Origin of the sequence: Micromonospora sp. CA-248212 (genome assembly GCF_050948405.1) — a bacterium.
GTDB lineage: Bacteria > Actinomycetota > Actinomycetes > Mycobacteriales > Micromonosporaceae > Micromonospora.
The window spans coordinates 6,677,558-6,702,970 of record NZ_CP192023.1 but is presented as its reverse complement, the minus strand read 5'-3'; the positions used below and the strand labels follow the sequence as shown (position 1 = coordinate 6,702,970).

The 25,413-nt window shown below is 71.5% G+C and carries 26 protein-coding genes; 12 read left to right on the top strand and 14 right to left on the bottom strand.

Annotation, left to right across the window (positions count from 1 at the left end; all coding sequences use genetic code 11):
• Nucleotides 1-271: 271 nt before the first annotated feature.
• A complete protein-coding gene (locus ACQP03_RS31535) occupies nt 272-1,069 on the bottom strand; it encodes an alpha/beta fold hydrolase (protein ID WP_357129055.1) in 798 nt (265 codons plus the stop codon).
• Nucleotides 1,070-1,182: 113 nt separating this feature from the next.
• On the opposite strand from ACQP03_RS31535, the gene ACQP03_RS31530 reads away from it, so the two are divergent.
• From ACQP03_RS31530 to ACQP03_RS31505, 6 genes are all read left to right on the top strand, one after another.
• Nucleotides 1,183-1,779, top strand: coding sequence for a helix-turn-helix domain-containing protein (locus ACQP03_RS31530; RefSeq protein ID WP_357129058.1), 597 nt, complete (start codon nt 1,183-1,185; stop codon nt 1,777-1,779).
• Nucleotides 1,776-2,522 (top strand): hypothetical protein, encoded by a 747-nt coding sequence (locus ACQP03_RS31525; RefSeq protein ID WP_433459427.1) that lies wholly within the window; start codon nt 1,776-1,778, stop codon nt 2,520-2,522. Before ACQP03_RS31530 ends, ACQP03_RS31525 begins: the two co-directional genes overlap by 4 nt.
• A gap of 72 nt (nt 2,523-2,594) precedes the next feature.
• A complete protein-coding gene (locus ACQP03_RS31520) occupies nt 2,595-2,915 on the top strand; it encodes a DUF2516 family protein (protein ID WP_355050857.1) in 321 nt (106 codons plus the stop codon).
• A complete protein-coding gene (locus ACQP03_RS31515; protein ID WP_433459425.1) occupies nt 2,912-3,799 on the top strand; it encodes an alpha/beta fold hydrolase in 888 nt (295 codons plus the stop codon). The genes ACQP03_RS31520 and ACQP03_RS31515 overlap by 4 nt, the downstream gene beginning before the upstream one ends.
• A gap of 11 nt (nt 3,800-3,810) precedes the next feature.
• Complete coding sequence (locus tag ACQP03_RS31510; protein ID WP_151488505.1) at nt 3,811-4,548, top strand: alanyl-tRNA editing protein; 738 nt, start codon at nt 3,811-3,813, stop codon at nt 4,546-4,548.
• Nucleotides 4,549-4,594: 46 nt separating this feature from the next.
• Nucleotides 4,595-5,509 carry an SDR family oxidoreductase gene (locus tag ACQP03_RS31505; RefSeq protein WP_357129068.1) on the top strand — a complete coding sequence of 305 codons (915 nt, stop codon included), beginning with the start codon at nt 4,595-4,597 and terminating at the stop codon, nt 5,507-5,509.
• On the opposite strand, the gene ACQP03_RS31500 is transcribed toward ACQP03_RS31505, so the two are convergent.
• Nucleotides 5,493-6,497 (bottom strand): helix-turn-helix transcriptional regulator, encoded by a 1,005-nt coding sequence (locus ACQP03_RS31500; protein ID WP_433459421.1) that lies wholly within the window; start codon nt 6,495-6,497, stop codon nt 5,493-5,495. The two genes, ACQP03_RS31505 and ACQP03_RS31500, sit on opposite strands and share 17 nt — an antisense overlap.
• Before the next feature lie 53 nt (nt 6,498-6,550).
• On the opposite strand from ACQP03_RS31500, the gene ACQP03_RS31495 reads away from it, so the two are divergent.
• Nucleotides 6,551-7,342: an EI24 domain-containing protein gene (locus ACQP03_RS31495; protein ID WP_357129074.1), complete on the top strand. Its 792-nt coding sequence runs from the start codon at nt 6,551-6,553 to the stop codon at nt 7,340-7,342.
• Between the two features lies 1 nt (nt 7,343).
• Complete coding sequence (locus ACQP03_RS31490) at nt 7,344-7,859, top strand: O-acetyl-ADP-ribose deacetylase (protein ID WP_357129077.1); 516 nt, start codon at nt 7,344-7,346, stop codon at nt 7,857-7,859.
• Between the two features lie 464 nt (nt 7,860-8,323).
• On the opposite strand, the gene ACQP03_RS31485 is transcribed toward ACQP03_RS31490, so the two are convergent.
• The 8 genes from ACQP03_RS31485 to ACQP03_RS31450 form a co-directional block, all read right to left on the bottom strand.
• Nucleotides 8,324-9,220 carry a GNAT family N-acetyltransferase gene (locus ACQP03_RS31485; RefSeq protein ID WP_433459418.1) on the bottom strand — a complete coding sequence of 299 codons (897 nt, stop codon included), beginning with the start codon at nt 9,218-9,220 and terminating at the stop codon, nt 8,324-8,326.
• A gap of 1 nt (nt 9,221) precedes the next feature.
• Nucleotides 9,222-9,635, bottom strand: a complete 414-nt coding sequence (locus tag ACQP03_RS31480) for a RidA family protein (protein WP_355050847.1) — start codon at nt 9,633-9,635, stop codon at nt 9,222-9,224.
• 155 nt (nt 9,636-9,790) lie between these two features.
• Nucleotides 9,791-10,798 (bottom strand): LacI family DNA-binding transcriptional regulator, encoded by a 1,008-nt coding sequence (locus tag ACQP03_RS31475; RefSeq protein ID WP_396832428.1) that lies wholly within the window; start codon nt 10,796-10,798, stop codon nt 9,791-9,793.
• A 19-nt stretch (nt 10,799-10,817) separates the two neighbouring features.
• Nucleotides 10,818-12,197, bottom strand: coding sequence for a GH1 family beta-glucosidase (locus ACQP03_RS31470; RefSeq protein ID WP_357392832.1), 1,380 nt, complete (start codon nt 12,195-12,197; stop codon nt 10,818-10,820).
• A complete protein-coding gene (locus ACQP03_RS31465; RefSeq protein ID WP_355050844.1) occupies nt 12,194-13,027 on the bottom strand; it encodes a carbohydrate ABC transporter permease in 834 nt (277 codons plus the stop codon). The genes ACQP03_RS31470 and ACQP03_RS31465 overlap by 4 nt, the downstream gene beginning before the upstream one ends.
• The gene (locus ACQP03_RS31460; protein WP_357129096.1) at nt 13,024-13,998 is read right to left on the bottom strand and encodes a carbohydrate ABC transporter permease; all 975 of its coding nucleotides are present in this window, start codon (nt 13,996-13,998) and stop codon (nt 13,024-13,026) included. The genes ACQP03_RS31465 and ACQP03_RS31460 overlap by 4 nt, the downstream gene beginning before the upstream one ends.
• Nucleotides 13,999-14,067: 69 nt before the next feature.
• Nucleotides 14,068-15,375 carry an ABC transporter substrate-binding protein gene (locus ACQP03_RS31455; protein ID WP_357129099.1) on the bottom strand — a complete coding sequence of 436 codons (1,308 nt, stop codon included), beginning with the start codon at nt 15,373-15,375 and terminating at the stop codon, nt 14,068-14,070.
• Between the two features lie 181 nt (nt 15,376-15,556).
• Complete coding sequence (locus tag ACQP03_RS31450) at nt 15,557-16,315, bottom strand: maleylpyruvate isomerase family mycothiol-dependent enzyme (RefSeq protein ID WP_357129102.1); 759 nt, start codon at nt 16,313-16,315, stop codon at nt 15,557-15,559.
• 150 nt (nt 16,316-16,465) lie between these two features.
• Here ACQP03_RS31450 and ACQP03_RS31445 point away from each other — a divergent pair, with 150 nt between their 5' ends.
• A complete protein-coding gene (locus ACQP03_RS31445; RefSeq protein ID WP_433461232.1) occupies nt 16,466-17,467 on the top strand; it encodes a UDP-N-acetylmuramate dehydrogenase in 1,002 nt (333 codons plus the stop codon).
• Here the strand turns inward: ACQP03_RS31445 and ACQP03_RS31440 are convergent.
• Both ACQP03_RS31440 and ACQP03_RS31435 read right to left on the bottom strand, forming a co-directional pair.
• Nucleotides 17,464-18,255 carry a class I SAM-dependent methyltransferase gene (locus ACQP03_RS31440; protein ID WP_357129108.1) on the bottom strand — a complete coding sequence of 264 codons (792 nt, stop codon included), beginning with the start codon at nt 18,253-18,255 and terminating at the stop codon, nt 17,464-17,466. The two genes, ACQP03_RS31445 and ACQP03_RS31440, sit on opposite strands and share 4 nt — an antisense overlap.
• Nucleotides 18,256-18,271: 16 nt before the next feature.
• Nucleotides 18,272-19,036 (bottom strand): SDR family oxidoreductase, encoded by a 765-nt coding sequence (locus ACQP03_RS31435; protein WP_357129111.1) that lies wholly within the window; start codon nt 19,034-19,036, stop codon nt 18,272-18,274.
• A gap of 204 nt (nt 19,037-19,240) precedes the next feature.
• On the opposite strand from ACQP03_RS31435, the gene mshA reads away from it, so the two are divergent.
• From mshA to ACQP03_RS31420, 3 genes are all read left to right on the top strand, one after another.
• Nucleotides 19,241-20,605 carry a D-inositol-3-phosphate glycosyltransferase gene (gene mshA / locus ACQP03_RS31430; protein WP_357129114.1) on the top strand — a complete coding sequence of 455 codons (1,365 nt, stop codon included), beginning with the start codon at nt 19,241-19,243 and terminating at the stop codon, nt 20,603-20,605.
• Nucleotides 20,606-20,660: 55 nt separating this feature from the next.
• The gene (locus ACQP03_RS31425; protein ID WP_357129116.1) at nt 20,661-21,170 is read left to right on the top strand and encodes a YbjN domain-containing protein; all 510 of its coding nucleotides are present in this window, start codon (nt 20,661-20,663) and stop codon (nt 21,168-21,170) included.
• Nucleotides 21,171-21,469: 299 nt separating this feature from the next.
• Nucleotides 21,470-22,390, top strand: coding sequence for a hypothetical protein (locus ACQP03_RS31420; protein WP_357392846.1), 921 nt, complete (start codon nt 21,470-21,472; stop codon nt 22,388-22,390).
• A gap of 373 nt (nt 22,391-22,763) precedes the next feature.
• Here the strand turns inward: ACQP03_RS31420 and ACQP03_RS31415 are convergent, their stop codons facing one another.
• Nucleotides 22,764-24,035 (bottom strand): MFS transporter, encoded by a 1,272-nt coding sequence (locus ACQP03_RS31415; RefSeq protein ID WP_357392833.1) that lies wholly within the window; start codon nt 24,033-24,035, stop codon nt 22,764-22,766.
• A 78-nt stretch (nt 24,036-24,113) separates the two neighbouring features.
• A complete protein-coding gene (locus tag ACQP03_RS31410) occupies nt 24,114-25,391 on the bottom strand; it encodes an MDR family MFS transporter (RefSeq protein ID WP_357172365.1) in 1,278 nt (425 codons plus the stop codon).
• Between the last annotated feature and the right edge of the window lie 22 nt (nt 25,392-25,413).

Genomic DNA, 25,413 nt, shown 5'->3' with positions numbered 1-25,413 from the left:
CCCCCACCTCCCAGTCTCGCCCCCACCGGGTGGGCGGGGGTGTGTGGCTGGGGTGGGACGGTCGCCAGTGGTCGTGATGCCTCAGAGTCATCAAGATGACTCTGAGGCATCACGCTTGTCCGGGTGCCGGGTGCCGGGTGCCGGGTGCCGGGTGCCGGGTGCTGGGTGCTGGGTGCTGGAGGTCGGGTGCGGGGTGCCGGGTGGCGGGTGTGGGGTGGCGGGTGTGGGGTGGCGGGTGCGGGGTGGCGGGTGCTGGAGGTCGGGTGGGTGCTCAGGTTAGGAAGTTCAGGAGGGCGGCGTTGACGGCCTCGGGGCGCTCCAGGGGGAGCAGGTGCGCGGCGTCCGGGACGTCCGGCAATCGTGTCGCGTTCGGGACCTCGGCGGCGATCCGGTCGGCGAGTTGGCGGATGTCCGGTACGTCCGCCGCGCCGGCGGTGACCAGGACGGGGATCTTCAGCTCGCCGAGACGGCCGATCGCCGGTGGCGTCAGCTCTCCCACCTCGACCGCGCCGAGCGCCAACTCGGCGGCCAGGGCGCGCTGATCCATCTCCTGCGCGAACGCCAGCAGTTCGGGGTCGACGTCGGCGGGCTGACGCGCCGGACCGACCACCCAGAAGCGCACCTCGCCGGCCGCGCCCGCCACGAAGTCGTCCGGGTCGACCTCGCCGACCAGGTCGTCCCAGAGCTCGTTGGCCTCGTCGGACCACTCGTTGCCGGAGACCGCCGTGTCGAGCAGGGCGAGCGCGCTCACCCGGTCCGGATGGGCCAGGGCGGTGTCGACGGCGACCGACCCGCCGAAGGAGCAGCCGACCAGGGCGGCCTGTGGCAGGTCCAGAGCGTCCAGCAGGCCGGCCACGTCGTCGTGGTGTGCGAACGGCGTCGGCGGCAGTTCGGAGTCGCCGTACCCGCGCAGGTCCGGGACGATCACCCGGTGTCGGGCGGCGAGCGCGGGTACGACGCCCCGCCACATGCGCCGGTCCGCGATGCCGGCGTGCAGCAGGACGACGGGCGAACCGCTGCCGGCCTCGTCGTACGCGAGAACTGCTCCATTGACTGTGATCTTGTGCACCAACGGACCGTACGGACCGGTTGGGGTGGGGCGCAAACGGGACGCTGAGACCTTGCTAACTTTGGCTAGCGTTTTGCTTGCAGGAGTTAGCGGATCCGGTTAGCGTCGGCACCATGGCGACCCCAAAGGACCTCCCCGACGTCGGCGGGTTCATCCGCGATCTGCGCCGTAACGCCAAGATCTCGCTGCGCCAGCTCGCCGAGCAGGCGGGGGTCAGCAACCCGTACCTGAGCCAGATCGAGCGCGGCCTACGCCGGCCGAGCGCCGAGGTGCTCCAGCAGTTGGCCAGCGCGCTGCGGGTGTCGACCCCGGCCATGTACCTGCGGGCCGGGCTGCTCGACGACAAGGAGGGCCACGGCGTGCTCGCCGCCATCGCGGTGGACCCCGACCTGACGATGGCCCAGAAGCAGTCGCTCAGCCAGATCTACGAGACCTTCCGCCGGGAGAACGCCCGGCTGTCCGAGGCCCAGGCCGCAGCCGGGGCGACCACCCCGACCGATGTCGCCGACGGGCCCGCCGACGTGGCCAACCTGGCCGCGACCGGCCCCACCACCGAGGGCGGCACCCCGACCGAGGCCGTGCTCGAGTCGGTCGCCGTGACCGAGGCGGGCCCCGCACCCGCCCCGAGCAGCACCCCCGGGACGAACGCCCCGAGCAGCACCCCCGAGAAGAAGAAGGCCGCCGAGACGGCCGAGGAGGAGACGTCATGACCGAGCCGAAGACCAATCGCATCCCCGCTCCCATCTACGCCGCCGCCGGGGCGGCCGAGCTGGCCATCGAGCAGCTCCGCAAGCTGCCCATGGCCGTCGGTCTGCACGGCACCCGGGTCGTCGCCGACCTGGGCGGCCGGGCGGTGCTGACGGGCTTCGAGCTGCGTCAGAAGGCCACCGAGACGCTGCGGACGGCCAACGAGACCGCCGGCACCCTGCGCGACCGCGCACAGGCCGAGCTGGACCTGGCCAAGTTGCGCGAGTCGGCCGACCTGGCCAAGCTGCGCGAGGTCGCCGACATCGAGAAGCTGCGCGCCGCCGCCACCCGCAACGCGGCCGTGGTGGTCACCGCGGCCCAGGCGGCCCAGGAGCGGGCGTTCGCCGCGTACGGCGCGCTGGTGGCTCGCGGCGAGCGGGTCGTCGGCGTCGGCGTGCTGGAGGCCGCCGAGACGGTCAACGCGGACATCGAGGCCACCGAGGCGGCCACGGCCACGGCCGAGACCGCCACCACGGCCACGGCCACGGCTCAGACCGCCACCACGGCCACGGCTCAGACCGCTACGACGGCGCAGGCGACGCCCGCCCCGGCGGAGGCGCCGAGCCCGACCGAGGTCGCCGAGATCGCAGAGGCCAAGCCGGCCGCCGTCAAGAAGGCGACCCGGGCGAAGGCCGCGAAGCCGGCCGAGACCCCGTCGGCCAAGCTGCCTCGGGCCACCAAGCGGACCCGCCCGGCGGCCGAGTAGTTCACACCTGTCGGCGATCCCGACGGCGTCCTTGTCGGACGTAGTCGGGGTCGTCGACATAAACTTGCCGGCATGGCCACCGCCGCGCCGATCTTCGCGTTCGAAGTCCGTTACGTGATCGAGCTGATCCTGCTCGTCTTCGCGTTGATCATTCAGGGTGTCGCGCTGGTGCATGCCATCACGCAGCGGTCCGACGCCTTCGCCGCCATCGGGACGCTGCCCAAGGGCGGCTGGATCGCGATCCTCGCGGTCTGCCTCGTCCTGATCCTGCTCAGCCGCGGTCCGATCAGCCTCTTCGGACTGATCGGCATCGCCGCCGCGCTCATCTACCTGCTCGACGTGCGGGTCGGTCTCCGCGACCTCAGCGACGGCAACGGCAAAGGGTTCTGGTGAGAGGTTTCCGCTGGCCTCCTCCACCGGACAGCGGCCCCCGCACCTTCGGTCCGGGCCCGGGTGGGCCGCGCACCGGCCGTCCCGCGATCCCCGATCCGGAGACCGAGCTCGTCGACACGCCGCACGGCGTGCGGTTGGAACGCCTGGTCACCGGCGTCGGTGACCCGGTCACCGTCTTCGCGCACGGGCTGGGCAACGGGATCGCCACCACGCGACCGTTCGGCAGCGGGGTGGCCGGTCGTCGGCTGTTCTTCCAGTTCCGGGGGCACGGCCGCTCGGACGCGCCGCCCGGCTCGTGGACCTACCTCGACCTCGCCCGTGACCTGCGGGCCATCGCGGATCTCGGCGGCGCCAGCCGGGCGTTCGGGGCGAGCCTCGGCGCGGGGGCGCTCTGCCGCCTGCTCGCGGAGAGTCCGGAGCGCTTCGAGAAGCTGGTGTTCTTCCTGCCGGCGGCGCTCGACCAGCCGCGCGGTCCGGCCGCCTGGGACCGCGTCGGCGCCCTGGTGGATGCCGTGGCCAGCGGTGACGCGGGGGCCGTCGCGGACGTCGTCTCGCTGGAGCTGCCGGCGGCGGTGCGCAACACGCCGGCCGGCTGGGCGTACCTGCGGCAGCGACTGGACCAGTTGCTCCGCGACGGCCTGGACGAGGGCCTGGCCACCCTGGCGGGGCAGGTGCCGCTCGACGACGCCGGCGTGCTGTCGGCGGTCACCGCGCCGGCCCTGGTGATCGGGTGCGCGGGCGACGACCTGCACCCGGTCGAGGTCGCCGAGCAGCTCGCCGCCGCGCTGCCCCGGGCCACTCTGCACGTGTACGACCGCCCCGGGTTCCTCTGGTCGGAACGCGCCGACCTGCGGGAGCGCATCTCCGGCTTCCTCAACGAGTAACGTGCCCTGTCATGGGCGTCACACAGCATGGCCGGACGCACCGGCTGGATCTCGCGGACCCGACCCTGCGCGAGTGGACCTGCACGGTCCTGCACGCCGACCCGGAGCAGGGCATCGTGCTCGACCGCTCGGCGTTCTACCCGGGTGGTGGCGGTCAACCGCCGGACCACGGCGTACTGCTCTGGCAGGGCGTGCAGACCCGGATCGTCGGCACCCGCAAGGGCGACGACCCGTACCTGATCCCCGCCGAGGGTGACCCGTTGCCGCCGGTCGGCACCGAGGTCGTCGGCGCGGTGGAGGACGAGCGCCGCACCCGTCTGATGCGTACCCATTCGGGGTTGCACGTGCTCTGCGGCGTGGTGTTCCGCGACTTCGGCGCGCTCGTCACGGGCAACTCGATGGAACCGGGCGAGGCTCGGATGGACTTCAACCTGCCCGAGGTGCCGCCGGACTTCAAGAGCCGCATCGAGGAGCTGGTCAACGCCGAGGTGGCCGCCGACCGCTCGGTCGCCACCCGGGTGCTGCCGCGTACCGAGGCGTTGGCTCTGCCGGACATCATCCGCACCCAGTCCAACCTCATCCCGCCGGACGAGCAGGAGGTGCGGATCGTCGACATCGTCGGTCTGGACGTCCAGGCGGACGGCGGCACCCACGTCGCGTCCACCGCCCAGATCGGCAAGGTGCAGGTCGTCAAGGTGGAGAGCAAGGGTCGGGCCAACCGGCGGGTCCGCGTCCGGCTGGTGGATTGACGAATTCGGACGTCGGCTGTCAGGTATCGCTGGCAGCCTCGCAGGCATGACACCACCGCTCGCAGGAAAGATCGCGCTCGTCGCCGGCGCCACCCGGGGCGCCGGCCGACAGATCGCGGTCCAGTTGGGCGCCGCCGGCGCCACCGTGTACGCCACCGGTCGCAGCAGCCGCGCCGGCCGTTCGGAGATGGACCGGCCGGAAACCATCGAGGAGACCGCCGAACTGGTCACCGCGGCCGGCGGCACCGGCATCGCCGTGCAGGTCGACCATCTGGTGCCGGAGCAGGTCCGCGACCTGGTCGCCCGGATCGACGCCGAGCAGGGCGGCCTCGACGTGCTGGTCAACGACATCTGGGGCGGCGACCCCCTGGTCACCTGGGACAAGCCGGTCTGGGAGCAGCCTCTCGACAAGGGGTTTCGCACCCTGCGGCTGGCCGTCGACACGCACATCATCACCAGCCACTTCGCCCTGCCGCTGCTGATCCGCAAGCCCGGTGGCCTGGTCGTCGAGATCGGTGACGGCACCAAGGCGTACAACGACGAGAACTACCGCCTCTCGGTCTTCTACGACCTGGCCAAGACCTCGGTCAACCGGCTCGCCTTCAGTCAGGCGCACGAGCTGAAACCGCACGGCGGCACAGCCGTCGCACTCACCCCCGGCTGGCTACGCTCCGAGGCGATGCTGGAGCACTTCGGGGTCACCGAGGAGAACTGGCGCGACGGGGCCGCCACCGACCCGCACTTCCTGATCTCCGAGACGCCCGCCTTCGTGGGCCGCGCGGTGGCCGCGCTCGCCGCCGACGAGGACAAGGCCCGCTGGACCGGCCAGTCCGTCGACGCGGGCACGCTGTCCAAGGTGTACGGCTTCACCGACGTCGACGGGAGCCAACCGGAGGCCATCCGGTACATCGTCGAGGTGGTCGAGGCGGGTAAGCCGGCCGACGTCACCGGCTACCGCTGACGTCGTCCGCCACCGCCGGGCCGTCGTAACGTGCGGCGGCCCGGCGTGCCGCGTCCGCCAGGCGTCCACGCAGCTCCGGCGGGTCGAGCGCCTCCACCTCCGGGCCCAGCGCCAGCAACTGGGCGTACGCGACGTCGACGGTCTCCACCGGCAGTCGCGCCACCACCCAGCCCTGCCCGTCCGGTTCGCTGATGGTGGTGACGACCTCGTCGTACACCTCGGGAGCGTCGACCACGTGCCGGAGCTGGCGCAGGCCGGCGGGGCTCAGCCGGACGGTGACCTTGGCCCGCAGTATGGTCCGCAGGAACGACCCGGCCTGCTCGCGCCAATGCCCGGCCAGGTCGAAGCCCTCGTTGCGCGCGAACCGCTCGTCGTCCACCTCGACGCCGGTCACCCGGTCCACCCGGTAGGTGCGCATGTCGTCGCCGACCCGACCGACCAGATACCAGGTCGCGTTCTTGAGCACGAGTCCGTACGGCTGAAGGTGCCGGGTCACCTCGTCGCCGCCCCGCCGGTAGCGCAGCCGTACCACCCGGTCACCCCAGACCGCCCGCGCCAGCTCGGTGAGCCAGGGCGGTGGCGGCGTCTCCTGGAACCATCCCGGCACGTCCAGGTGGAACCGCTGACCCGTGCGTACGGGCGCGTCGCGCAGGGCCGGTGGCAGTGCGGCGAGCACCTTCAACTCGGCGGCGGCGACCGCGTCGGCCAGACCCATGTCGCCGGCCGGGCCGGGCAGACCGGCCAGGAACAGGGCCTCCGCCTCGTCGCGGTTCAGCCCGGTCAGCCGGGTCCGGTAGCCACCGAGCAGCCGGTACCCGCCGGCCCGGCCCCGGTCCGCGTAGACCGGAACACCGGCGGCGGACAGCGCCAACACGTCCCGGTAGACGGTCCGCTCGGAGACCTCCAGCTCGTGTGCCAGCTCGCCGGCCGTCATCGACCCGCGCGCCTGCAACAGCAGCAGCAACGAGATCAGTCGGGAGGCACGCACCCGCCCATCCTGCCCCGTGCCGCTTCGATCAACTGTCGTTAGGCTGCTCGATCGTGGACGCCAGCAGAATCGCCAGCCCGGTCACCGGGGCCGTCGGACGCTTCCTCCTCGGGGTGCGGCTGCTCCTGCGCGGACTGGGCCTCTACGTGCGCAGCCCGAAGCTCATGCTGCTCGGTATCGTGCCGGCGCTGATCTCCGGCGTGCTCTTCGTGGCCGCGTACGCCACCCTCGTCTACTTCGTGGACGACCTCGCCGCCCTGGTCACCCCGTTCGCCGACGACTGGTCGAGCACCGGCCGCAGCCTGGTCCGGGTGATCGCCGGCCTGGCCTTCCTGGGGATCGGCGGTCTGCTCGCGGTGATCAGCTTCACGGCGGTCACCCTGGTCATCGGCGACCCGTTCTACGAGAAGATCTCCGAGAAGGTGGAGGAGCGGCTCGGCGGCACCTCGGACGCCGTGGACGTGCCGTTCTGGTCCTCGCTGCGCCGCAGCACCGCCGACTCCGTACGCCTGGTGGCCCTCACCGCGCTCGTCGGCATCCCGCTCTTCCTCGCCGGGTTCATCCCGGTGGTGGGCCAGACGGTGGTACCGGTGATCGGGGCGGCCGTGGGTGGCTGGTTCCTCGCCGTCGAGCTGGTCGGAGCGCCGTTCTACCGACGCGGCATGCGGCTGCCGCAGCGCCGGACCATCCTCAAGGCGGACCGGCCGACCGCGCTCGGCTTCGGAGTCGCGGTCTTCCTGTGTTTCCTCATCCCGCTCGGAGCGGTGCTGGTCATGCCGGCCGCCGTCGCCGGCGCGACCCTGCTGGCCCGCCGGTCGTTGGGCCAGTCGATCGAGGAGAGCTGACGTGGAGATCACCCTGATTCAGGGCGACATCACCGACCAGCGGGTCGACGCCATCGTGAACGCCGCGAACTCGTCCCTGCTCGGCGGCGGTGGAGTGGACGGCGCGATCCACCGACGCGGCGGCCCGGCCATCCTGGCCGACTGTCGGGCGCTGCGTGCGTCCAAGTACGGCAAAGGGCTCCGCACCGGGCAGGCGGTGGCGACCACCGCCGGAAACCTGCCGGCCCGCTGGGTCATCCACACGGTCGGCCCGGTCTTCTCGGCCGCCGAGGACCGGTCGGGGCTGCTGCGCGACTGCTACGCCAACAGCCTGCGGGTGGCCGACGAACTGGGCGCGGCCACGGTGGCGTTCCCGCTGATCTCCGCCGGCATCTACGGCTGGCCGGTCGACGACGCGGTCCGCCAGGCGCTGACGGTGCTCCGCTCAGCCACTCCGGCCACGGTCACGGAGGCCCGCCTGGTGCTCTTCGGCGCGGACACCCACGCGACAGCCCGCGACGTCTTCGAGGCGGCGTAGGCCACGTGGCTTGATCACTTGATGGTGACCAGTTGGAAATCGCTTCTGGCAACTGGTCACCATCAAGTGATCACCGTGGGCCAGTCGGAGCCGCGTCATTCCACAGCGACTCGAAGTGCTCCACGTAACGATCGAACGGGCCACCCGCCTCGCGGCGTCGGAGGTGCATGGTCACCGAATCCTGCCCTAGTCCTGCGCCGATGTGGGTAGCCACGATCGCCTCGTCGTCAAAGACCCAGACGGACATGGCAACGTGCCGGTCCGACAGTCGGACGGCAAGGGGTTCCGGAGACTTCGCGATCTCCGCCTGGGTCATGGCTATGCGGGTCGCAAGCGTGAGCGGAGTCGCCTCGATGCCTTCTCGTGCCACGGCGATCTCACTGCCGGGGTCACCGAGCAGGAAACGTACATCGCCGCCGCCCTGCGCCTTCGCTCCGAGCGTCGCGGAGGCATTGGGTGACTGATCAGGTGAGGTCGGCCAGGCAGGTCCACTGCGACGCCACCGGGCGGTAGCCCAGCCGGGCGTTGATCGCCAGCATCGGCGCGTTCGACTCGTCGTTCGAGGTGTACGCGATCCGTACGCCAGCAGCGGCGGCCCGGTGCAGCGCCGCCGTCTTGGCCAGCCGGGCCAGTCCCCGACCCCGGTACGCCGGGACTGAGCAGGTGTAATCCGACCACATCCGCTCGCCGTCGCGCTTGACCAGGCTGAACGCGGCCACCTCGCCGTCGACTTCGGCTGCGGTGCTGGCCGTCTTGTCCAGGCCAAGTTCGTCCCAGACGTCGTACCGCCAACTCTTGAAGCTGACCGTGTCGACGGGCACGTCACCGGGTTCGTCGACGGCCGAGGCGACGTCGGCTTCGTAGAGCAGGTGCGGGTCCATCTCGGCGATCGGCCGCAGCCGTACGCCCGGCGGCGGCTCGGGCAGCGCGGGCGGCGGGGTCAAATCCAGCGCCGAGTAGCGCACCTCGCGGCTCGGTTCGAACCCGTGGTGGCGGGCGAACGGCAGCGAGTCCGTCGCGGCCGTGGCGCGTACGCGGCGAATCCCGAGAGGGCGGAGGTGATCGGTCGCGGCGGTCAATAGCGCCGTCCCGATGCCGCGCCGTCGATGATCCGGGTGTACGTGCAGCGTGTTGACGTTGCCGAAGCCCTGCACCGAGGTCGAGGTGTTGGGCTCGGCGGACGTCCAGCCGACCACCTGGCCGTCGACCTCGGCCACGAACGCGATCCAACCCTCGTGCGGCGGCGGTTCGGCCAGCATCTTGCGGGTCGACTCGACCCCGCGTACCAGGTACGGGTGGACGATCGTCCGCAGCGCCACCACGGCTGCGGCGTCGTCCGGCCGGGCTTCGCGGATGCGCATGTCAGGCCCCCGTCCGTACGGCGGCGACGGCCTCGACCTCGACGAGCTGGTCGGTGTAGCCGAGCACGGCCACACCGAGCAGGGTGCTGGGCGGATCGTGGTCGCCGAAGAAGTCCCGGACCACCTCCCAGACGGTCACCAGGTCGGCCTGCCGCGACGATGCCACGTACACGGTGGTCTTGACGACGTCGGTGAGTCGCGCGCCGGCCGCGCCGAGCGCGGTCTCCAGGTTCGTCATCACCTGCCGGGCTTGTGCGGCATGGTCGCCCGGCGCGACGGTACGGCCCTCGGCGTCGAGCGGGCACGCGCCGGCCGTGAACACCAGCCGAGCGGGCGGTTCGACGGTCGCCGCGTAGGCGTACTCGGCGACGTCGGAGAGGGCGGGCACGTGCAGCAGCGCGACAGGATCCGGCATGCCGGCGAGGCTAACGACGATCGCCCGCCGTAGCGACGGATTAACCGCCCCCTGCACCTCGATGCCTGGTCACTACTTCCGGGAAATAGTGGCATCCCGGCGTCGTGAGGCCACTATTTCCCGGAAGTTGCGCGGATCTAGGAGCGCGGGAGCGGTCAGGCCGAGGCGCGGATGATCAGCTCGGTGTCGAGCATGATCGCCGGTTCGATCGCCTCGCCGGCCGCCAGCCTCAGCAGTTGGCGGGTCATGCGTCGGCCGAGTTCGACGATCGGCTGGCGGACGGTGGTCAGCGGCGGCTCGGTGTACGCGGCGGTCTCGATGTCGTCGAAGCCGACCACCGCCACGTCCTCGGGCACCCGCCGACCGGCCGCACGCAGCGTTCGCAGGGCGGCGTGCGCCATCAGGTCGGAGGCGGCGAACACCCCGTCCAGGTCGGGGTGGTCGTTGAGGAGCTGGTGCATCGCCGCCGCGCCGGACTCCCGGGTGAAGTCGCCGACGGCGACCAGTTCGGGTAGCCCGGCGGCGGCGACCGCGTCCCGGTAGCCGTTCAGCCGCTCGATGCCGGCGACCATGTCCTGCGGGCCGGCGATGGTGGCGATCCGCCGCCGACCGCTGTCGATCATGTGTCGGACGGCGGCGGTGACGCCGCCGACGTGGTCGACGTCCACGTACGGCACGGGTACGTCGCCGAGCGGCCGGCCGCTGACCACCACCGGGATGCCGAGGCGGGCCAGCGTGCCGGGCAGCGGGTCGGCGCCGTGCAGCGAGGCGAAGAGCACCCCGTCGACGTGGCGGCCGGTCGTGTACCGCTCGACCCGCTGGTGCCCGGCCGGTGAGCCGGCCAGCATCAGCACCAACTGCTTGTCGGCGGCCTCCAACTCCTGACTGACGCCCCGAATGATGCCGGGGAAGACCTGGTCGTCGGAGAAGACCCGGGTGGCCGCCTCCGGCATGACCAGGGCGATCGAGTCGGTGCGCTGGGTGACGAGGCTGCGGGCGGCGAGGTTGGGCACGTACCCCAACTCGGCGACCGCCCGCTTGACGGCCTCCCGGATCGGCTCGGCGACGGTGGTGGAGCCGTTGACCACCCGGGACACGGTGGCCCTGGACACCCCGGCCCGTGCCGCCACCGCCTCCAACGTCGGCCGGTGCGCCGTCGTCATCGTGACTGTCCCCCGCTCGTCACAGCCCGTTCCGGGAGATCACCTCCTGGTACCACCGGGCGCTGGCCTTCGGTGTGCGCCGCTGGGTCAGGTAGTCGACGTGCACGATCCCGAACCGCTTGCGGTAACCCTCCGCCCACTCGAAGTTGTCCAACAATGACCATACGAGATACCCGCGCAGATCAACGCCCCGGGAGATCGCCTCGTGGGCGGCCCGCAGGTGCCCGTCGAGGTAGGCGATCCGGTCGTTGTCGATCACCTGCCCCAGCCCTTCGGGCGACTCGGTGCCCGCCTTGTCGGGGAACGCCGCGCCGTTCTCGGTGATCAGCAGTGGCACGCCGGGATAGTCGGCGGCGATCCGTTCCAGCAGCCGCGTCAGCCCGGCCGGCTCGATCATCCAGCCCATGTCGGTGAGGGGTCCGCTCGGCGGGAGGAAGTGCACGGCGCCCTCGGTGCCCGGGTACGCGCCGTTGCCGTCGCCGTCGGGCCGCCCCGCCACGTAGGTGGGCGCGTAGTAGTTGAGCCCGAGCAGGTCGATCGGGGCGGCGATCACCTTCTCGTCGCCGTCGTGGATGAACGTCGGCTCGACGATGCGCGCCACGTGCTCGCGTACGTCGTCGGGGTAGCCGCCGGTCAGCAGCGGGTCCAGGAAGATCCGGTTGTGCAGGCCGTCGACCAGGCGGACGGCGGCGGCGTCGGCCGCGCTCTGCGGGTCGGCCGGTCGTACATCTGCCGGGTTGATGGTGATGCCGACGCTGCGTGCGCCGGCCGCGCGCAGCGCCCGCGCGGCCAGGCCGTGCGCCAACAGCAGATGGTGTACGGCGGTGAAGGCGGCTGCCCCGTCCTGTGCACCCGGGGCGTGCACCCCGTTGGCGTACCCGAGGTAGGCCGAGCACCACGGCTCGTTGAGGGTGGTCCAGGTGTCGATCCGGTCGCCGAGGCGGGCGTGGACGGCGGTGGCGTACGTGGCGAAGTGTTCGGCGGTCTCCCGGTTGGTCCAGCCGCCCCGGTCCTCAAGGCTCTGCGGCAGGTCCCAGTGGTAGAGGGTGACGATCGGGTCGATGCCCCGGGCGAGCAGGGTGTCGGTGAGGCGGTCGTAGAAGTCGAGCCCGCGCGGGTTGACCGGACCGCTGCCGTCCGGCTGGACCCGGGGCCAGGCGACCGAGAACCGGTACGCCGCCAGGCCCAGCTCGGCCATCAGCGCCACGTCGTCGGCGTACCGGTGGTAGTGGTCGCAGGCGACGTCGCCGGTGTGGCCCTGGTAGACCTTTCCGGGCGTACGACAGAAGGTGTCCCAGATGGACGGACCGCGACCGTCGTCGCGGGCCGCGCCCTCGATCTGGTACGCGGCGGTGGCCGCTCCCCAGAGGAAGTGTTCGGGAAATCGGATCTCGTTCACGCCTTGACCGCACCTTCCATGATCCCGCCGATGATCTGGCGACCGAACAGCACGAAGACCAGCAACAGGGGCAGCGTCGCGATGGCCGTGCCGGTGAACACCTGTGACATGTCCTGGTAGTACCCGTCGGACAGCGCCCGCAGGGAGAGCTGAACGGTCGGATTGGCCGGGTCGTTCAACACAGCGTACGGCCACAGGAAGTCGTTCCAGGTGGTCATGAACGTGAGCAGACCGAGCACGGCGGCGGCCGGGCGCAGCGCCGGCAGCACCACGTGCCACCAGATCCGCGCGGTGCCGCAGCCGTCCATCCGGGCGGCCTCGATCAGCTCGTCGCTGATGGCCTGGCCGGCGTACTGCCGCATCATGAACACCCCGAACCCGGTGACCAGCACCGGGACGATCACCGCGGGCAGCCGGTCGTTCCACTGCAACTTCGTCATGAGCAGGTAGAGCGGGATCACCCCGAGCTGGGTCGGCACCATCATGGTCGCGATGATCACCAACAGCAGCGCGTTGCGGCCCCGGAAGCGCAGCTTCGCGAAGGCGAACCCCGCCAGGCTGGAGAAGAAGACCACCGAGACGGTGACGGTGGTCGCCACGATCACCGAGTTGATCAGGCCGGTCAGGAAGTACGCGTCGGTGTTGTCGAACAGCCGGGCGATGTTCGCGCCCAGGTTGTTGCCCGGCGTGATCGGCGGCGGCAGTTGGCCCATCGCGTCGCTGGTACGACTGGCCACGACGAACATCCACCAGATCGGGAAGATCGACAGGACGGCGGCGCCGACCAGGGCGAAGTAGGTGAGCGGGCTGGCCCGCCAGAGCCGACTCATCGGGTTTCCTTCCCGCCGAGGCGGCGCAGGACCAGCACGTTGACGGCCGCGACGAGTGCGATCAGCGCGAAGAGCAGCCACGCCACCGCCGAGCCGTAGCCGAAGTTGTAGTGCGGCGCGAAGGCGTTCTCGAACATGTACATGGTCAGGGTCTGCGACTCGCGCAGCGGTCCGCCGCGGATCGGGTTGGTGCCGGAGTGGAACATCCGGGGCTCGGTGAAGAGCTGAAGGCCGCCGATGGTGGCGATGATGGTGCAGAAGATGATCGTCGGTTTGAGCAGCGGCACGGTGACCGACCAGAACTGTCGGGCCCGGCTCGCGCCGTCGATCGCCGCCGCCTCGTAGAGGTCCCGGGGGATGGCCTGCATCGCGGCCAGGAGGATCAACGCGTTGTAGCCGGTCCACCGCCAGTCGACCATCGCGGAGATCGCGACCCAGGAGGCGATCCGGTTGGACTTCCACTCGATCGCGTCCAGCCCGATGAGGTCGAGCAGCCAGTTGACCATGCCGAACTCGCGGCCGAAGAGCACCCCGAAGACGATCGCCACGGCGGCCGTGGAGGTCACGTTGGGGACGAGCACCGCCATCCGCCAGCCCGTACGCCCCCGCAGGCCTCGGTTCAGCAGGTTGGCCAACCAGAGCGCGGCGAGCAACTGTGGCACGGTCGAGATGACGAAGATGCCGAGCGTGTTGACCAGCGCGTGCCAGAAGTCCACGTCGGCGAGGAGCCGGGTGTAGTTCTCCGCGCCCACGAACGGATGGTCGGTGCCGAGCAGGTCCCAGTCGTGCAGCGAGACCCAGAAGGTGTACGCCAGCGGGTAGACCCCGAACACCGCGAAGAGCAGGAAGAACGGGGCGATGTAGAGGTACGGCGAGTAGCGGGTGTCGAGGTGGCTGAGCCGACCCGACAATCGGCGGTGGGGTCCGGCCGACGGTGCGACCGGTGGGCGGGCGTCGAGCTGAACGGTCATGCCCGGTGACTCCTTTCCGTCGTGCGGGCGGGAACCGGGGTCCGGCGCCCGCCCGCACGCTGGCTCGGGCTACTTGGCGGCGGCCTTCTTGGCGTTGGTCACCGCGTCCGTCCAGCCCTGCGCGGGGCTGCGCTGGCCCAGCTCCACGGTGCGTACGGCGTTCTCCACCTCGGTACGCACGGCCTGGTTCTTGGGGCCCATGTAGACCGGCTTCAGGCTCTTCGCGCCGGTGCCGAAGATGGACCCGACGGGCGCACCGGAGAAGTACGCGTTCGTCGACTGGGCGATCGCCGGGTCGTCGAGCGCCTGCGGCGACGACGGCAGCGGCCCCTTGGCCTTGAACGCGCCGATCTGGCCCTTGGCGCTGGTCAGGAACTTGGCCAGCTCGATGGCCTCGGCCTGGTGCTTGCTCTGCTTCGGTACGGCGAGGTGCGACCCACCCCAGTTGCCGCCGTTGCCGGGCACCCGGGCGATGTCCCACTTGCCCTTGGCGGCCGGGCCGGCGTTGCCCTCGATGACCCCGGTCATCCACGCGGGGCAGGCGATGGTGGCGAACTTCGTCTGCTTGAAGGCGGACACCCACTCCTCGGACCACGAGCCGTACTTACCGGAGAGGCCCGAGTCGATGATGTCCATCGTGGTGTCCCAGGCCTGTCGTACGGCCGGGTTGCTGTCGACCACGACGTTGCCGCTGGTGTCGTAGTAGCTGTAGCCGGTGCTGTTGCCGGCGGTCTGCAACAGGATCGTGTTGAAGGTGTTGGTGGCCGCGTCGAGGAAGGACGCCCCGGTCTTGGCGGCGACGAACTTCTCCCCGGTGGCGATGTAGTCCTGCCAGGTGGGCCAGAGCTTCGACACCTCGTCCCGCTCGGTGGGCAGGCCGGCCTTTTCGAAGAGGTCCTTGCGGTAGCACATGGCGATGCCGCCGACGTCGGTGCCGAGGCCGATGAGCTGCTTGCCGTCGGCGGTCAGGCCGGCGTTCCACTTCCACTCCAGGAAGTTGCCCTTGAGGTCGGCGGCGCCGTGGTCCAGCAGGTTGACGAAGTTGTTCGGATTCGCCTTGTACTCGACGAGCAGACCCTCCTCGATGGCCACGATGTCGCCGGCCCCCCGGCCGGCGGCGAGCCACTGGGTCAGCTTCGGTGAGTACTCGTCGAGGTTGCTGCCGGTGCCCCGCTCGACGATCTTCACGTCGGAGTGCGCGGCCATGTACTCCTGGTAGAGCTGGTCGTAGCCGAACTGGCCGAAGACGTCGACGGTCAGCGTGATCGGCCCGTCCGCCTCGGCGTCGTCACCGCCGCCGCAGCCGGCGGTGACGAGCAGGGCGGCTGTTGCGGCGAGGGCCACCGCGGCGAGGCGGCGGCGCGGAAGGACAGCCATCGTATGGACCTCTCTCAGGGTGATGAGGTGGTGGTAGAAGACCAAGAGAGCGCTCTCACGTCAGGGTGGTGGGTCGCTCGCACCCTGTCAAGAGAGCGCTCTCACGAATTCGGGCGGCAGGCGAACGAGGGCGTCACCCCACCAGGGGTGACGCCCTCGTCACGCGCGGCTGTCGCTGGGATCAGCCGGTACGCAGACCCTCCAGCAGCGCGCGGTCGCCCGTCACGTCGAGCGTCTCGAAGCTGACCCGGCCCCAGAGCGCCAGCAGCAGGTCGCTCGCGGTGCCGCTGACCTGCGCGCGGGCGTGGTGGTCGTCGTGGTCGAAGATGGTCGCCGTGTCGAGCAGCGCCACCCCCTCGCCGCGCAGCCGCAGATACCACTCCTGATCCGCGTCGGTCGCCGCGAGCTGGACCACCCCGCGCCAGTCGCCCTTCACCTGCCGCCGGCCGGCCGGCAACCAGGTGTCCAGCACCTCGCTCACCCCGTCGGCGGCCAGCTTCGCCTCGACCGGCTCACCGGCCGCGATGGCGAGCTGGGCGTCCCAGCGGTGCACCGCCGTCTCGTGCGCCATCCGGCGGGGCCAGAAACCGGCCTTCTTCGGCTGCGGGGCCCAGTTCCAGGCCGGCGCCTCCGGGTCGAGCCCGTCGAACAGGGTCATCAACTGGTCGTACCCGTGCTGCCAGAGCTGGAGGGCGCTCACGCCGGACGGCACTTCGGACGCGTCCCGGCGGGGCGGCGCCTCGGTGCTGCCCGACCCGGCGAACGAATAAACCCAGTGGTAGAGGCCCGCAAGGTGCAGAGTGAGATCATTGACCGTCCAGCCGGGACAGGACAGCACGGGTGTCTCCGGCGGTGCCTCGGCAACCGCCGCGGCGAACGCCGGACCCTCGGCCCGGAGTGCCCCAATCCAGAAATCCTTGCTGCCCTGCACTCTGCTCATCGCCATCCTCCCGGGGGTGCCGGGCCACCAGTAGGTGCCACGGCTGCCCATCAGCCTAAGGTGAAAGACGTGTCAGACGCCTACGCCCAGCCGACAACCGAAGCCGATCGTGCCATTCCGGGTCCACTGGCCGGCTACACCACGCTACGGATGGGCGGGCCCGCCGGGCGGATCGTGGCCGCGACCAGTGCCGACGAGATCATCCAGGCGGTCCAGGCCACGGACGAGCCGATCCTCGTCCTGGCCGGCGGCAGCAACGTGGTGATCGGCGACGATGGCTTCCCCGGGACGGTCGTGCTGGTGCGCTCGGGCGGCCTGCGGGTACTCGCCGAGGACGCCGAGTCCGTCACCGTCCGTGTCGAGGCCGGCGAGCCGTGGGACGACCTGGTGGCCGCCACTGTCCGTAACGGCTGGGCCGGCCTGGAGTGCCTCTCCGGCATTCCCGGCTCGACCGGCGCGACCCCGATCCAGAACGTCGGCGCGTACGGCCAGGAGGTCGCCGAGACGATTACCGCCGTCGAGGTGTACGACCGCCTCGACGGCACCCGCCAGCTCGTTCCCGCCGCCGAGTGCGGTTTTGCCTACCGGGGCAGCATCTTCAAGTACCAGGACCGCTGGATCGTGCTCTCGGTCGACTTCCGGCTCGCCCGCTCGCCGCTGTCCGGTCCGGTGCGCTACGCCGAACTGGCCCGGGCGCTCGGCGTCGAGGTCGGCGACCAGGTGCCGCTGGCCGAGGCTCGGGCGGCGGTGCTGCGCCTACGCGCCGGCAAGGGCATGGTGCTCGAAGCCACCGATCCCGACACCCGCTCGGTCGGCTCCTTCTTCACCAACCCGGTCCTGGACCGGGCGACGTACGAACAACTCCTGGAACGCTCCGCCGAGGTGGGCGACCCGCCCTCCTGGCCCGGGGCGGACGGGCTGGTCAAGGTGAGCGCGGCCTGGCTGATCGACAAGGCGGGCTTCACCAAGGGCCACCCCGGTCCCGGCGGCGTCGCCATCTCCAGCAAGCACACCCTCGCCCTGACCAACCGCAGCGGTACCGCCAGCACCGGCGACCTGCTGACGCTGGCCAACACCATCCGCGACGAGGTCCACGCCCGCTTCGGCGTGACCCTGCACCCCGAACCAGTCCTCGTTAACTGCGCCCTCTAACCCTCCGGGGGCCAGGGGAGGGTCAGCTCGCCCTGACGCCAGCGTTGCGGAGTGGACAGCACGGGCCAGCCCTCAGCCTTGAGCTGGGACACCGCGCGCACCCAGCGTTGGCGGGGGCCGAACGTGGCATAGGGAGCCGCACTCCGCCAGGCGTCCTCCAACGCCTGGATCAGATCGTGGATCGCCTCGCCCGGAACGTTGCGGTGGATCAGCGCCTTGGGTAGCCGCTCGGCCAGCTCGGCGGGGCTGCCCAGCGTGGTGAGCTTCGCGGCCAGGGTCAACGTCCGAGGGCCGTCCGCGTCGAGGAGCAGCCAGCTCGCCAGCCGGCCCAGCTCGTCACAGGTGCCCTCCACGAGCACCCCACCCGGGGCGAGCGCGGCGGTCATCGTGCGCCAGGCGTCCTGCACGTCACTCTCGTCGTACTGTCGCAGGACGTTGAACGCGCGGACCAGCACCGGCCGGAGCCCGGCCAGCTCGAAGCCACCCCGGGCGAAGGTCAGGCCCGGCGGGTCGGCGGCCGGCGTCGCGGCGGCCACCCGCGCCTGGTCGATCTCCAGCCCGACCAGGCGTACGTCCCGACGGACCCCCGCCGCCAGCCGCGCCCGCAGCTCCACGGCGGTGACCGGCGTCGCGCCGTAGCCCAGGTCCACCACCAGCGGATCGGTCGCATCCCGCAGCCGGTCGGCGCAGGTCGCCACGATCCAGTTGTCCACCCGGCGGAGCCGGTTCGGGTTGGTGGTGCCCCGGGTGACCACCCCGAGGGGCCGGCGTCGTGGAGCCCCGCTCATGCGTCCGGTCCCGGGGTCAGGAGACCCGGTGCACCTTGTGCTGTGCGGCCTGCGCACGAGGCCGGACCACCAGCCGGTCGACGTTCACGTGCTCGGGGCGGGTGGCGCACCAGGCGATGCAGTCGGCCACGTCCTCGGCGACCAGCGGCCCGGGGACCCCGGCGTAGACGGCGGCGGCCCGCTCGGCGTCCCCGCCGAAGCGGACCAGCCCGAACTCCTCGGTCTGCACCATCCCCGGGTCGATCTCGATGACCCGCAGCGGCCGGCCGCACAGCTCCAGCCGGAGCGTGCCGGCGATGGCCGTCTGCGCGTGCTTCGCCGCCGTGTAGCCGCCGCCACCCTCGTACACGGTCAGCCCGGCCGTGGAGGAGACCACCACGATGGTCCCCGAGCCGGACGCCTCCAGCGCCGGCAGCAGCGCCTGGGTCACCCGCAGCGTGCCGAGCACGTTCACGTCGTACATCCACTGCCAGTCGTCGAGCGAGCCGGACTCCACCGGGTCCAGGCCGCGTGCGCCGCCGGCGTTGTTGACCAGCAGGGTGACCGGCCCGGACGCCTGGGCGGCGGCCTCGGCGAGCCCGGCCACCGACTCGTCCGAGGTGACGTCGCAGGTCACCGCGGTTGCCTGCCCGCCAGCGGCGGTGATCTCGGCGACGAGATCGGTGAGACGGTCGGCGCGGCGGGCGGCGGCGAGTACGTGGAAGCCCTCGGCGGCGAGCCGGCGGGCGGTGGCCGCGCCGATCCCGCTGGACGCTCCGGTGACGATGGCGACAGAGGTCATCGGGTCATTGTCACCCGCGCCGCACCGCCGATCCCGACCGGGCGTCGGGCTGTGTCGGCGGCCGTTCGTGATGAGGTCCGTCACGCCGGGCGGCCGCGCCGACGCATTTCCGTTGCCCGATGGGGAAGATGACATCCGGCGTACAGGTTGACCGAGAAGCGCCGGTCGTGCGTGACGGCATTAACCGTGACAGAAGGAGCGGACGTGGCGGAACTGCACACCGGTGTCGGTCGTCAGCGAGGTGCGCGACCGTGGCCGCGACCCCGGCGCATCGCCACCCTCTCCGTCCACACATCCCCCCTGCACCAGCCCGGAACGGGCGATGCCGGGGGGATGAACGTGTACATCCTGGAAGTCGCCCGGCGGCTCGCCGAGGCCGACGTCGAGGTGGAAATCTTCACCCGGGCCACCTCGGGCGACCTTCCGCCGGTGGTCGAGATGGCCCCCGGCGTGCAGGTGCGGCATATCATGTCCGGCCCGCTCGAGGGGCTGACCAAGGAGGAGCTGCCCGGCCAGCTCTGCGCCTTCACGGCCGGGGTGCTGCGTGCCGAGGCGTCCCGCCCGCCCGGGCACTACGACCTCATCCACTCCCACTACTGGCTCTCCGGCCAGGTCGGCTGGCTGGCCAAGGAACGCTGGGGCGTGCCGCTCGTGCACACCGCGCACACCCTCGCGAAGGTCAAGAACGCCCAGCTCGCGGCCGACGACCGGCCCGAACCGAAGGCCCGGGTGATCGGCGAGGAGCAGGTGGTCGCCGAGGCGGACCAACTGGTCGCCAACACCCGCGTGGAGGCCCGCGACCTGGTCGAGCGGTACGACGCCGACCCCGCCCACGTCACGGTCGTGCAGCCGGGCGTCGACCTGGCCCGGTTCCGCCCCGCACCGGGCGACCGCCACCTGGCCGCCCGTGCCGCCCGCCGCCGGCTGGGGCTGCCGGTCGACGGGTACGTGGTGGCCTTCGTCGGTCGGATCCAACCACTCAAGGCGCCGGACGTGCTGATCCGCGCCGTCGCCGCGTTGCGCGAGCGTGACCCCGCCCTGGCCGACGAGGTGACCGTGGTGATCTGCGGCGGGCCCAGCGGCAGCGGCCTGGACCGGCCGACCGCCCTGATCGAGCTGGCCGCCACGCTCGGCGTCACCGACCGGGTCGTGTTCCTGCCGCCGCGCACCGGCGACGACCTGCCGGCTCTGTACCGGGCCGCCGATCTGGTCGCGGTGCCGTCGCACAACGAATCCTTCGGGCTCGTCGCCCTGGAGGCCCAGGCCTGCGGTACGCCGGTGCTGGCCGCTGCCGTCGGCGGCCTGGTGACCGCCGTGCGGGACCACGTCAGCGGGGTGCTGATCGACGGGCACGACCCGGTGGACTGGGCTCGCGCGCTGAGTCGCCTGCTGCCGGACAGCGCCCTGCGGGCCACGCTGTCCCGGGGCGCGGCGCAGCACGCGCAGCACTTCTCCTGGGACCGTACGGTGTCGGGGCTGCTCGACGTGTACGGCGAGGCGATCGCCGCCCGCCGGGCCCGGCTCGCCGCCGACCTGGCCTGCGACCCGGCGCTCTCCTGCTCCTGGTGACCACGGGCGCTCGCCACCCGAGTGCGTGCGCCGGGTCGGTCGTAGAGTGGGCCCGGTGAGCCCGAAAAGCGACCTCGCGACCCTCATCGAGTCGGTCTGCGCCGACCGTGACCTGGCCTGGGAGTCGACCGGTCCCGGCGCGTACGCGGTGACCCTGCCGGGCACCCACAAGCTCAAGACGGTCTGCAACCTGATCGTCGGCGAGCACGCGCTACGGATCGAGGCCTTCGTGATGCGCCAGCCCGACGAGCGCCGCGAGGAGCTGTGGGCGTGGCTGTTGCAGCGCAACGCCCGGATGTACGGCGTCTCCTTCTCCATCGACGCGGCCGGCGACGTCTACCTGACCGGCCGGGTCAACCCGGCCGGCGTGGACGCCGACGAGCTCGACCGGCTGCTCGGCTCGGTGCTCACCTACTCCGACGAGTCCTTCGACACGATGCTGGAGATCGGCTTCGGCAGTTCGATCCGGCGCGAGTACGAGTGGCGCGTCAAGCGCGGCGAGTCGACCGCGAACCTGGCCGCCTTCGCCCACCTCTTCGAGCCCGCCAACCCCACCCAGCCCTGACCCCACCCTCCGATTTCCGCGATCTTGCACTTTCGGTGGTCGTTTTGGGCTGCCATGCCCCTTGTGCCGCCACCGAAAGTGCAAGATCGACGCGGTTGGGTTCTCTCCGGCGGGGTATGCCGCGGCGCGCGGTGCGGCACAGGGACCCCCGCGCGCCGAGGACGGAGTGTCGAGGAGCGGAGCGTCCCATGGCTCAGCGGAACAGCTCAGGTCGCGGCGGGACTGCGACCCGGACCAAACGGCAGGCCGGCAATCAGACTCCGGGCACGCCCGGGGTCTCCGAGTCGGCGATCTCGCAGATGCGGGTGGACGACATCCGCGGGCAACTGCGCAAGCGCGGAGTTTCCGGTATCTCCGCCATGCGCAAGCCCGACCTGGTGAAACAGTTGGTGCGCTCGATGCGTTCGGATGCCGGTCGGCGCAGCACCGGGCCGGCCGGCCGGGCGTCCGGCAGCAGGGCGTCGGCGGGTCGGGCCGCCGCGACGAAGAAGTCGGCGGCGCGGGCGGTGCCGAGTCGCGCGAAGGCCGTGCCCGCGAACAAGAGCGCCCCGGCGAAGCGAGCCGCCGCGAAGAAGACGGCCGCTGCGAAGAGAGCTACCCCGGCGCGGAAGACGGCGGCGGCGAAGAAGACGACGACCGCACGGACGTCGACGGCGGCCCGTAAGTCGGCCACCGCGAAGAAGACGACGGCGGCGAAGTCGACGGCGGCGCGTCGGACCTCCGCGACCGCCCGTACCGCGCCGGCGCGCAAGGCGCCCGCGAAGAAGGCGCCGGCCCGACCGGCCGCCAAGCGTACGGCCCCCGCGAAGCGGGCCACGGCGAGCCGGTCGACGGGCATGGCGGCCGGTGGCATCCGGACCGGGCGGGGCAGCGGACGGTCGGTCCGCAGCTCGCAGGTGATCGCGTCGATCGCCGACCGGCCGGAGCGACCGGGTCGGAGTCTGATCACCGCGAATCACGAGGTGATCCAGCGCTGGGCGCGAGCGCGAGGCGCGAAGCCGGCGACCATCGCGGGTACCGAACGGGAGGGTCGGGCGGGCGTTCTGACCTTCAACATTCCCGGATACCGGGAAAGCAGCCGGATTCGCGAGATCACCTGGGATGAGTGGTTCCACACCTTCGATCTGCGCCGGCTCAATCTGATCTACCAGGAGCAGATGCGCGACGGTCGGCAGAGCAACTTCTTCCGCACCGAGTCACCCGATCGTGAGGACGGATGAGGTGTTTGCGGGAATGCTCGACGGGTACCCGGCTGTTGCCAGAGACCGAGGCCGGAGCTGGGGATACTCGTCAGTTGTGACCGGCGAGACATCCCATTCGGGTTGAATTCAGAATCCGGCCGAACTAGCTTTATTGCGCCGCACCACGCTTGGAAACGTTCGGGGGAGCGGCGGATCGATCAGATCCGCGCACCAGGCGAGGTGCGAGGGGACGGGTGGACCAACCGTTGGGGGACGGTGCCCACCTGTTTGGACCGGCGGCGCGAGCGGGCGATGCTTACGGGGGTGAGTGTTGCCCGCCGCCGCCGGCCCCACACCGGCGAGCGCCCACCAATGACCTTCGGGCCATGGTGGGCGCTTTGCCGTCGTACGGTCAGCTTGTCGGGACCCGGTCTGCCGGCTCCCGGTCGGCGGCCCGGCGCAGCGCGTCGACGTGCCGCTCGCGGGGCGGCCCGGCCAGCAGGTGGCCGACGGCGGCCAGGACGCCCAACCCGGCGACGATCAGCCAGTGCCGGTCGCCGAGGTACTGCAGGCTCACCCCGCCCAGCATGGGTGCGACGAAGGCCGCGGCGGGGAACGTCAGATAGAAGACCGACTGGTACCGCGCGCGTAGGTCCGGCGGCGCGAGATCCGCGTTGATCTGGGCGTTGGGCGGGGCGGCGAGCATCGAGCCGACCGTCCAGACCACCGCCGCGCCCAGGTAGACGGCCAGGTGGTCGGCGACCGCGAGCACTCCGAAGCCGACCGCCAGCAGGGCGGTGGAGGCGGCCAGGACGACGGCCTTGCGGCGTCGGTCGATCAGGCGGGGCACGAACAGTTGCCCCAGCACGATCAGCGCGCCGCCGAGGGCCACGACCAGGCCGTACGCCGACGGTCCCAGGCCGTCCGCGCGCATCGCCAGCGGCATGATCGTCGAGGTCTGCAGGGTGAGGACGGCCAGCACGAAGGTGAGCCCGACGAAGACCAGGAAGATCCGGTCGCTGAGGACGGTGAGCAGTCCCGGCCGGCGCGGCCGGGCGGGAGTCGGGTGGCTGGTCTGGGCGACAGGAGCGGTTCGCCGCAGGGTCTCCGGAACCTTCCAGCCGATGACGGCGGCGGCGGTCAGCGTGGCGCCCGCGTCGACCAGGAACAGCGCGGTGAAGCTCGCCTCGGCCACCAGCCCGGCGAGCAGCGAGGCGACCGCCATCCCGAGGTTCAACGCCCAGAACTCCAGGTTGAACGCGCGCGAGCGCCGGTCGGCGGGCACCACGTCGACGATCGCCGCCACGAGCGCCGGGCCGGGCATGGAGTGGGCGACGCCGACCAGCGCGGCGAGCGCCGCGATCAGCGGCAGCGGACGGCTGAAGGCCAGCGCCGCCATCAGGGTGGCGGTGACCAGGTGGGCGGCGAGCAGTGTCGATCGGCGCCCCCACCGGTCGGCCAGCACCCCACCGAACAGCACGCCGACCGCCCCACCGGCCCCGTACGCCCCGACGACGACGCCGGCCACCGCCGCGCTGGCGCCCCGGGCGTCGGTCAGGTAGAGCGACAGGAAGAGCATGGCGAACGCGCCCGCCCGGTTGATCAGCAGCCCTGCCCAGAGGTACCAGAATGCGTCGGGGAGCCCGCCTGCGGTGTCCTGCCACCAGCGCCGCAGGGCGTGCATGCGACCTCCCGACAGTTCAGTTTGTTAACCGTTTCTCCTGAACGGTAGTCGGGCCTGCGCGCGGTGGTCGTACCGGACTCAGGCCGCGGCCTCGGCGGGCTGCGGCGAACGGGTGCCCACCGGCGCCGCGACCTCGGCGGCGTGCCGCAGCGCGGTGGCCCGCCGCTCGCGGGCCGGGCCGGACGCCAGGTGGGCCACCGCCGTCAGCACGCCGATCGCGGCGCAGCCGAGCCACAGCGCCGCATTGCCGACGTGCTCACGCACCAGACCGCCCAGGATCGGCGCGCTCGCACCGGCGATCTGCCAGGAGAGGCCGAACACGCCCTGGTACCGACCGCGCAGTTCGGCCGGGGAGAGCTCGGCGATCAGCGTGGAGTTCGACGGCGAGTTCAGCATCTCGCCGACCGTCCAGATCAACACGGTCAGCCCGTAGAACCAGGCGCTACCCGCGAACGCGGTCAGCCCGAACCCGACGCCCATCACCACGGCGGCGACGGCGAGCACCTGCGAGCGGTTGCGCCCCCGGATCAGCCGGGGCACGAAAAGCTGGCCGACGACGATGAGGAGACCGTTGAGGGCGATCACCGAGCCGTACGTGGCCGGGCTCAGGCCGGAGTCGCCCATGGCGATCGGCAGCATCGAGATGTGCTGGAGGAACACCAGCGCAGCGAACAGGTTCAGCGTCACGAAGCCGAGAAAGACCCGGTCGGCGAGGATCGTGCGCAGGGCGCCGCGCGGGGCGGTGGTCGCGGCGACGGGAAATCCGCCGTGGCTCGTCTCCGGCACCCGGACGAAGATGATCAGCGCGGTGATCAGCATCGTGCCCGCGTCGACCACGAACAGCAGCAGGTAGTCGGCCTGCGCGGCGAGACCGGCGAGGATGGCGGCGCAGGCGAAGCCGAGGTTGATGGCCCAGTAGTTGAGCGAGAAGGCGCGCAGCCGGTCCTTCGCCGGTACCACGTCGATCATCATGGCCCCGAACGCCGGGCGGGCGGCCTCGGCGAACATGCCGAGCAGCAGGGCGCCCAGCGCGACCGCCCAGAGTTCCCGGGCCAGCCCGAGGGCGAGCATCATGGTCGCCGCGCCCACATGCGCGGTGAGCAGCGTCGGCCGGCGGCCCCACCGGTCCGCGAGGGCCCCGCCGGCGGTGGTGCCGACCGCGCCGCCGACGCCCCAGAGACCGAGCACCAGGCCAGCCTGAGACGGCGAGAAGCCACGTTCCTGGGTCAGGTAGATGGCGAGGAACACGAGGACGAACGAGCCGAGCCGGTTGATCAGGGTGCCGGACCACAGGTACCAGAAGGTCCTGGGTAGGCCCCCGGTGGTGTCCGTGAACCAGCTCCGCATCGTCCGCACGTGGTGCCCCCGCTTACAAGTA

Coding starts and splice junctions, on each gene's coding strand:
- ACQP03_RS31530 (WP_357129058.1), top strand. CDS start 1,183: ATGGCGACCCCAAAGGACCTCCCCGACGTCGGCGGGTTCATCCGCGAT.
- ACQP03_RS31525 (WP_433459427.1), top strand. CDS start 1,776: ATGACCGAGCCGAAGACCAATCGCATCCCCGCTCCCATCTACGCCGCC.
- ACQP03_RS31520 (WP_355050857.1), top strand. CDS start 2,595: ATGGCCACCGCCGCGCCGATCTTCGCGTTCGAAGTCCGTTACGTGATC.
- ACQP03_RS31510 (WP_151488505.1), top strand. CDS start 3,811: ATGGGCGTCACACAGCATGGCCGGACGCACCGGCTGGATCTCGCGGAC.
- ACQP03_RS31505 (WP_357129068.1), top strand. CDS start 4,595: ATGACACCACCGCTCGCAGGAAAGATCGCGCTCGTCGCCGGCGCCACC.
- ACQP03_RS31485 (WP_433459418.1), bottom strand. CDS start 9,220: ATGCGCATCCGCGAAGCCCGGCCGGACGACGCCGCAGCCGTGGTGGCG.
- ACQP03_RS31480 (WP_355050847.1), bottom strand. CDS start 9,635: ATGCCGGATCCTGTCGCGCTGCTGCACGTGCCCGCCCTCTCCGACGTC.
- ACQP03_RS31475 (WP_396832428.1), bottom strand. CDS start 10,798: ATGACGACGGCGCACCGGCCGACGTTGGAGGCGGTGGCGGCACGGGCC.
- ACQP03_RS31465 (WP_355050844.1), bottom strand. CDS start 13,027: ATGAGTCGGCTCTGGCGGGCCAGCCCGCTCACCTACTTCGCCCTGGTC.
- ACQP03_RS31460 (WP_357129096.1), bottom strand. CDS start 13,998: ATGACCGTTCAGCTCGACGCCCGCCCACCGGTCGCACCGTCGGCCGGA.
- ACQP03_RS31455 (WP_357129099.1), bottom strand. CDS start 15,375: ATGGCTGTCCTTCCGCGCCGCCGCCTCGCCGCGGTGGCCCTCGCCGCA.
- ACQP03_RS31450 (WP_357129102.1), bottom strand. CDS start 16,315: ATGAGCAGAGTGCAGGGCAGCAAGGATTTCTGGATTGGGGCACTCCGG.
- ACQP03_RS31445 (WP_433461232.1), top strand. CDS start 16,466: ATGGGCGGGCCCGCCGGGCGGATCGTGGCCGCGACCAGTGCCGACGAG.
- ACQP03_RS31440 (WP_357129108.1), bottom strand. CDS start 18,255: ATGAGCGGGGCTCCACGACGCCGGCCCCTCGGGGTGGTCACCCGGGGC.
- ACQP03_RS31435 (WP_357129111.1), bottom strand. CDS start 19,036: ATGACCTCTGTCGCCATCGTCACCGGAGCGTCCAGCGGGATCGGCGCG.
- ACQP03_RS31420 (WP_357392846.1), top strand. CDS start 21,470: ATGCGGGTGGACGACATCCGCGGGCAACTGCGCAAGCGCGGAGTTTCC.
- ACQP03_RS31415 (WP_357392833.1), bottom strand. CDS start 24,035: ATGCACGCCCTGCGGCGCTGGTGGCAGGACACCGCAGGCGGGCTCCCC.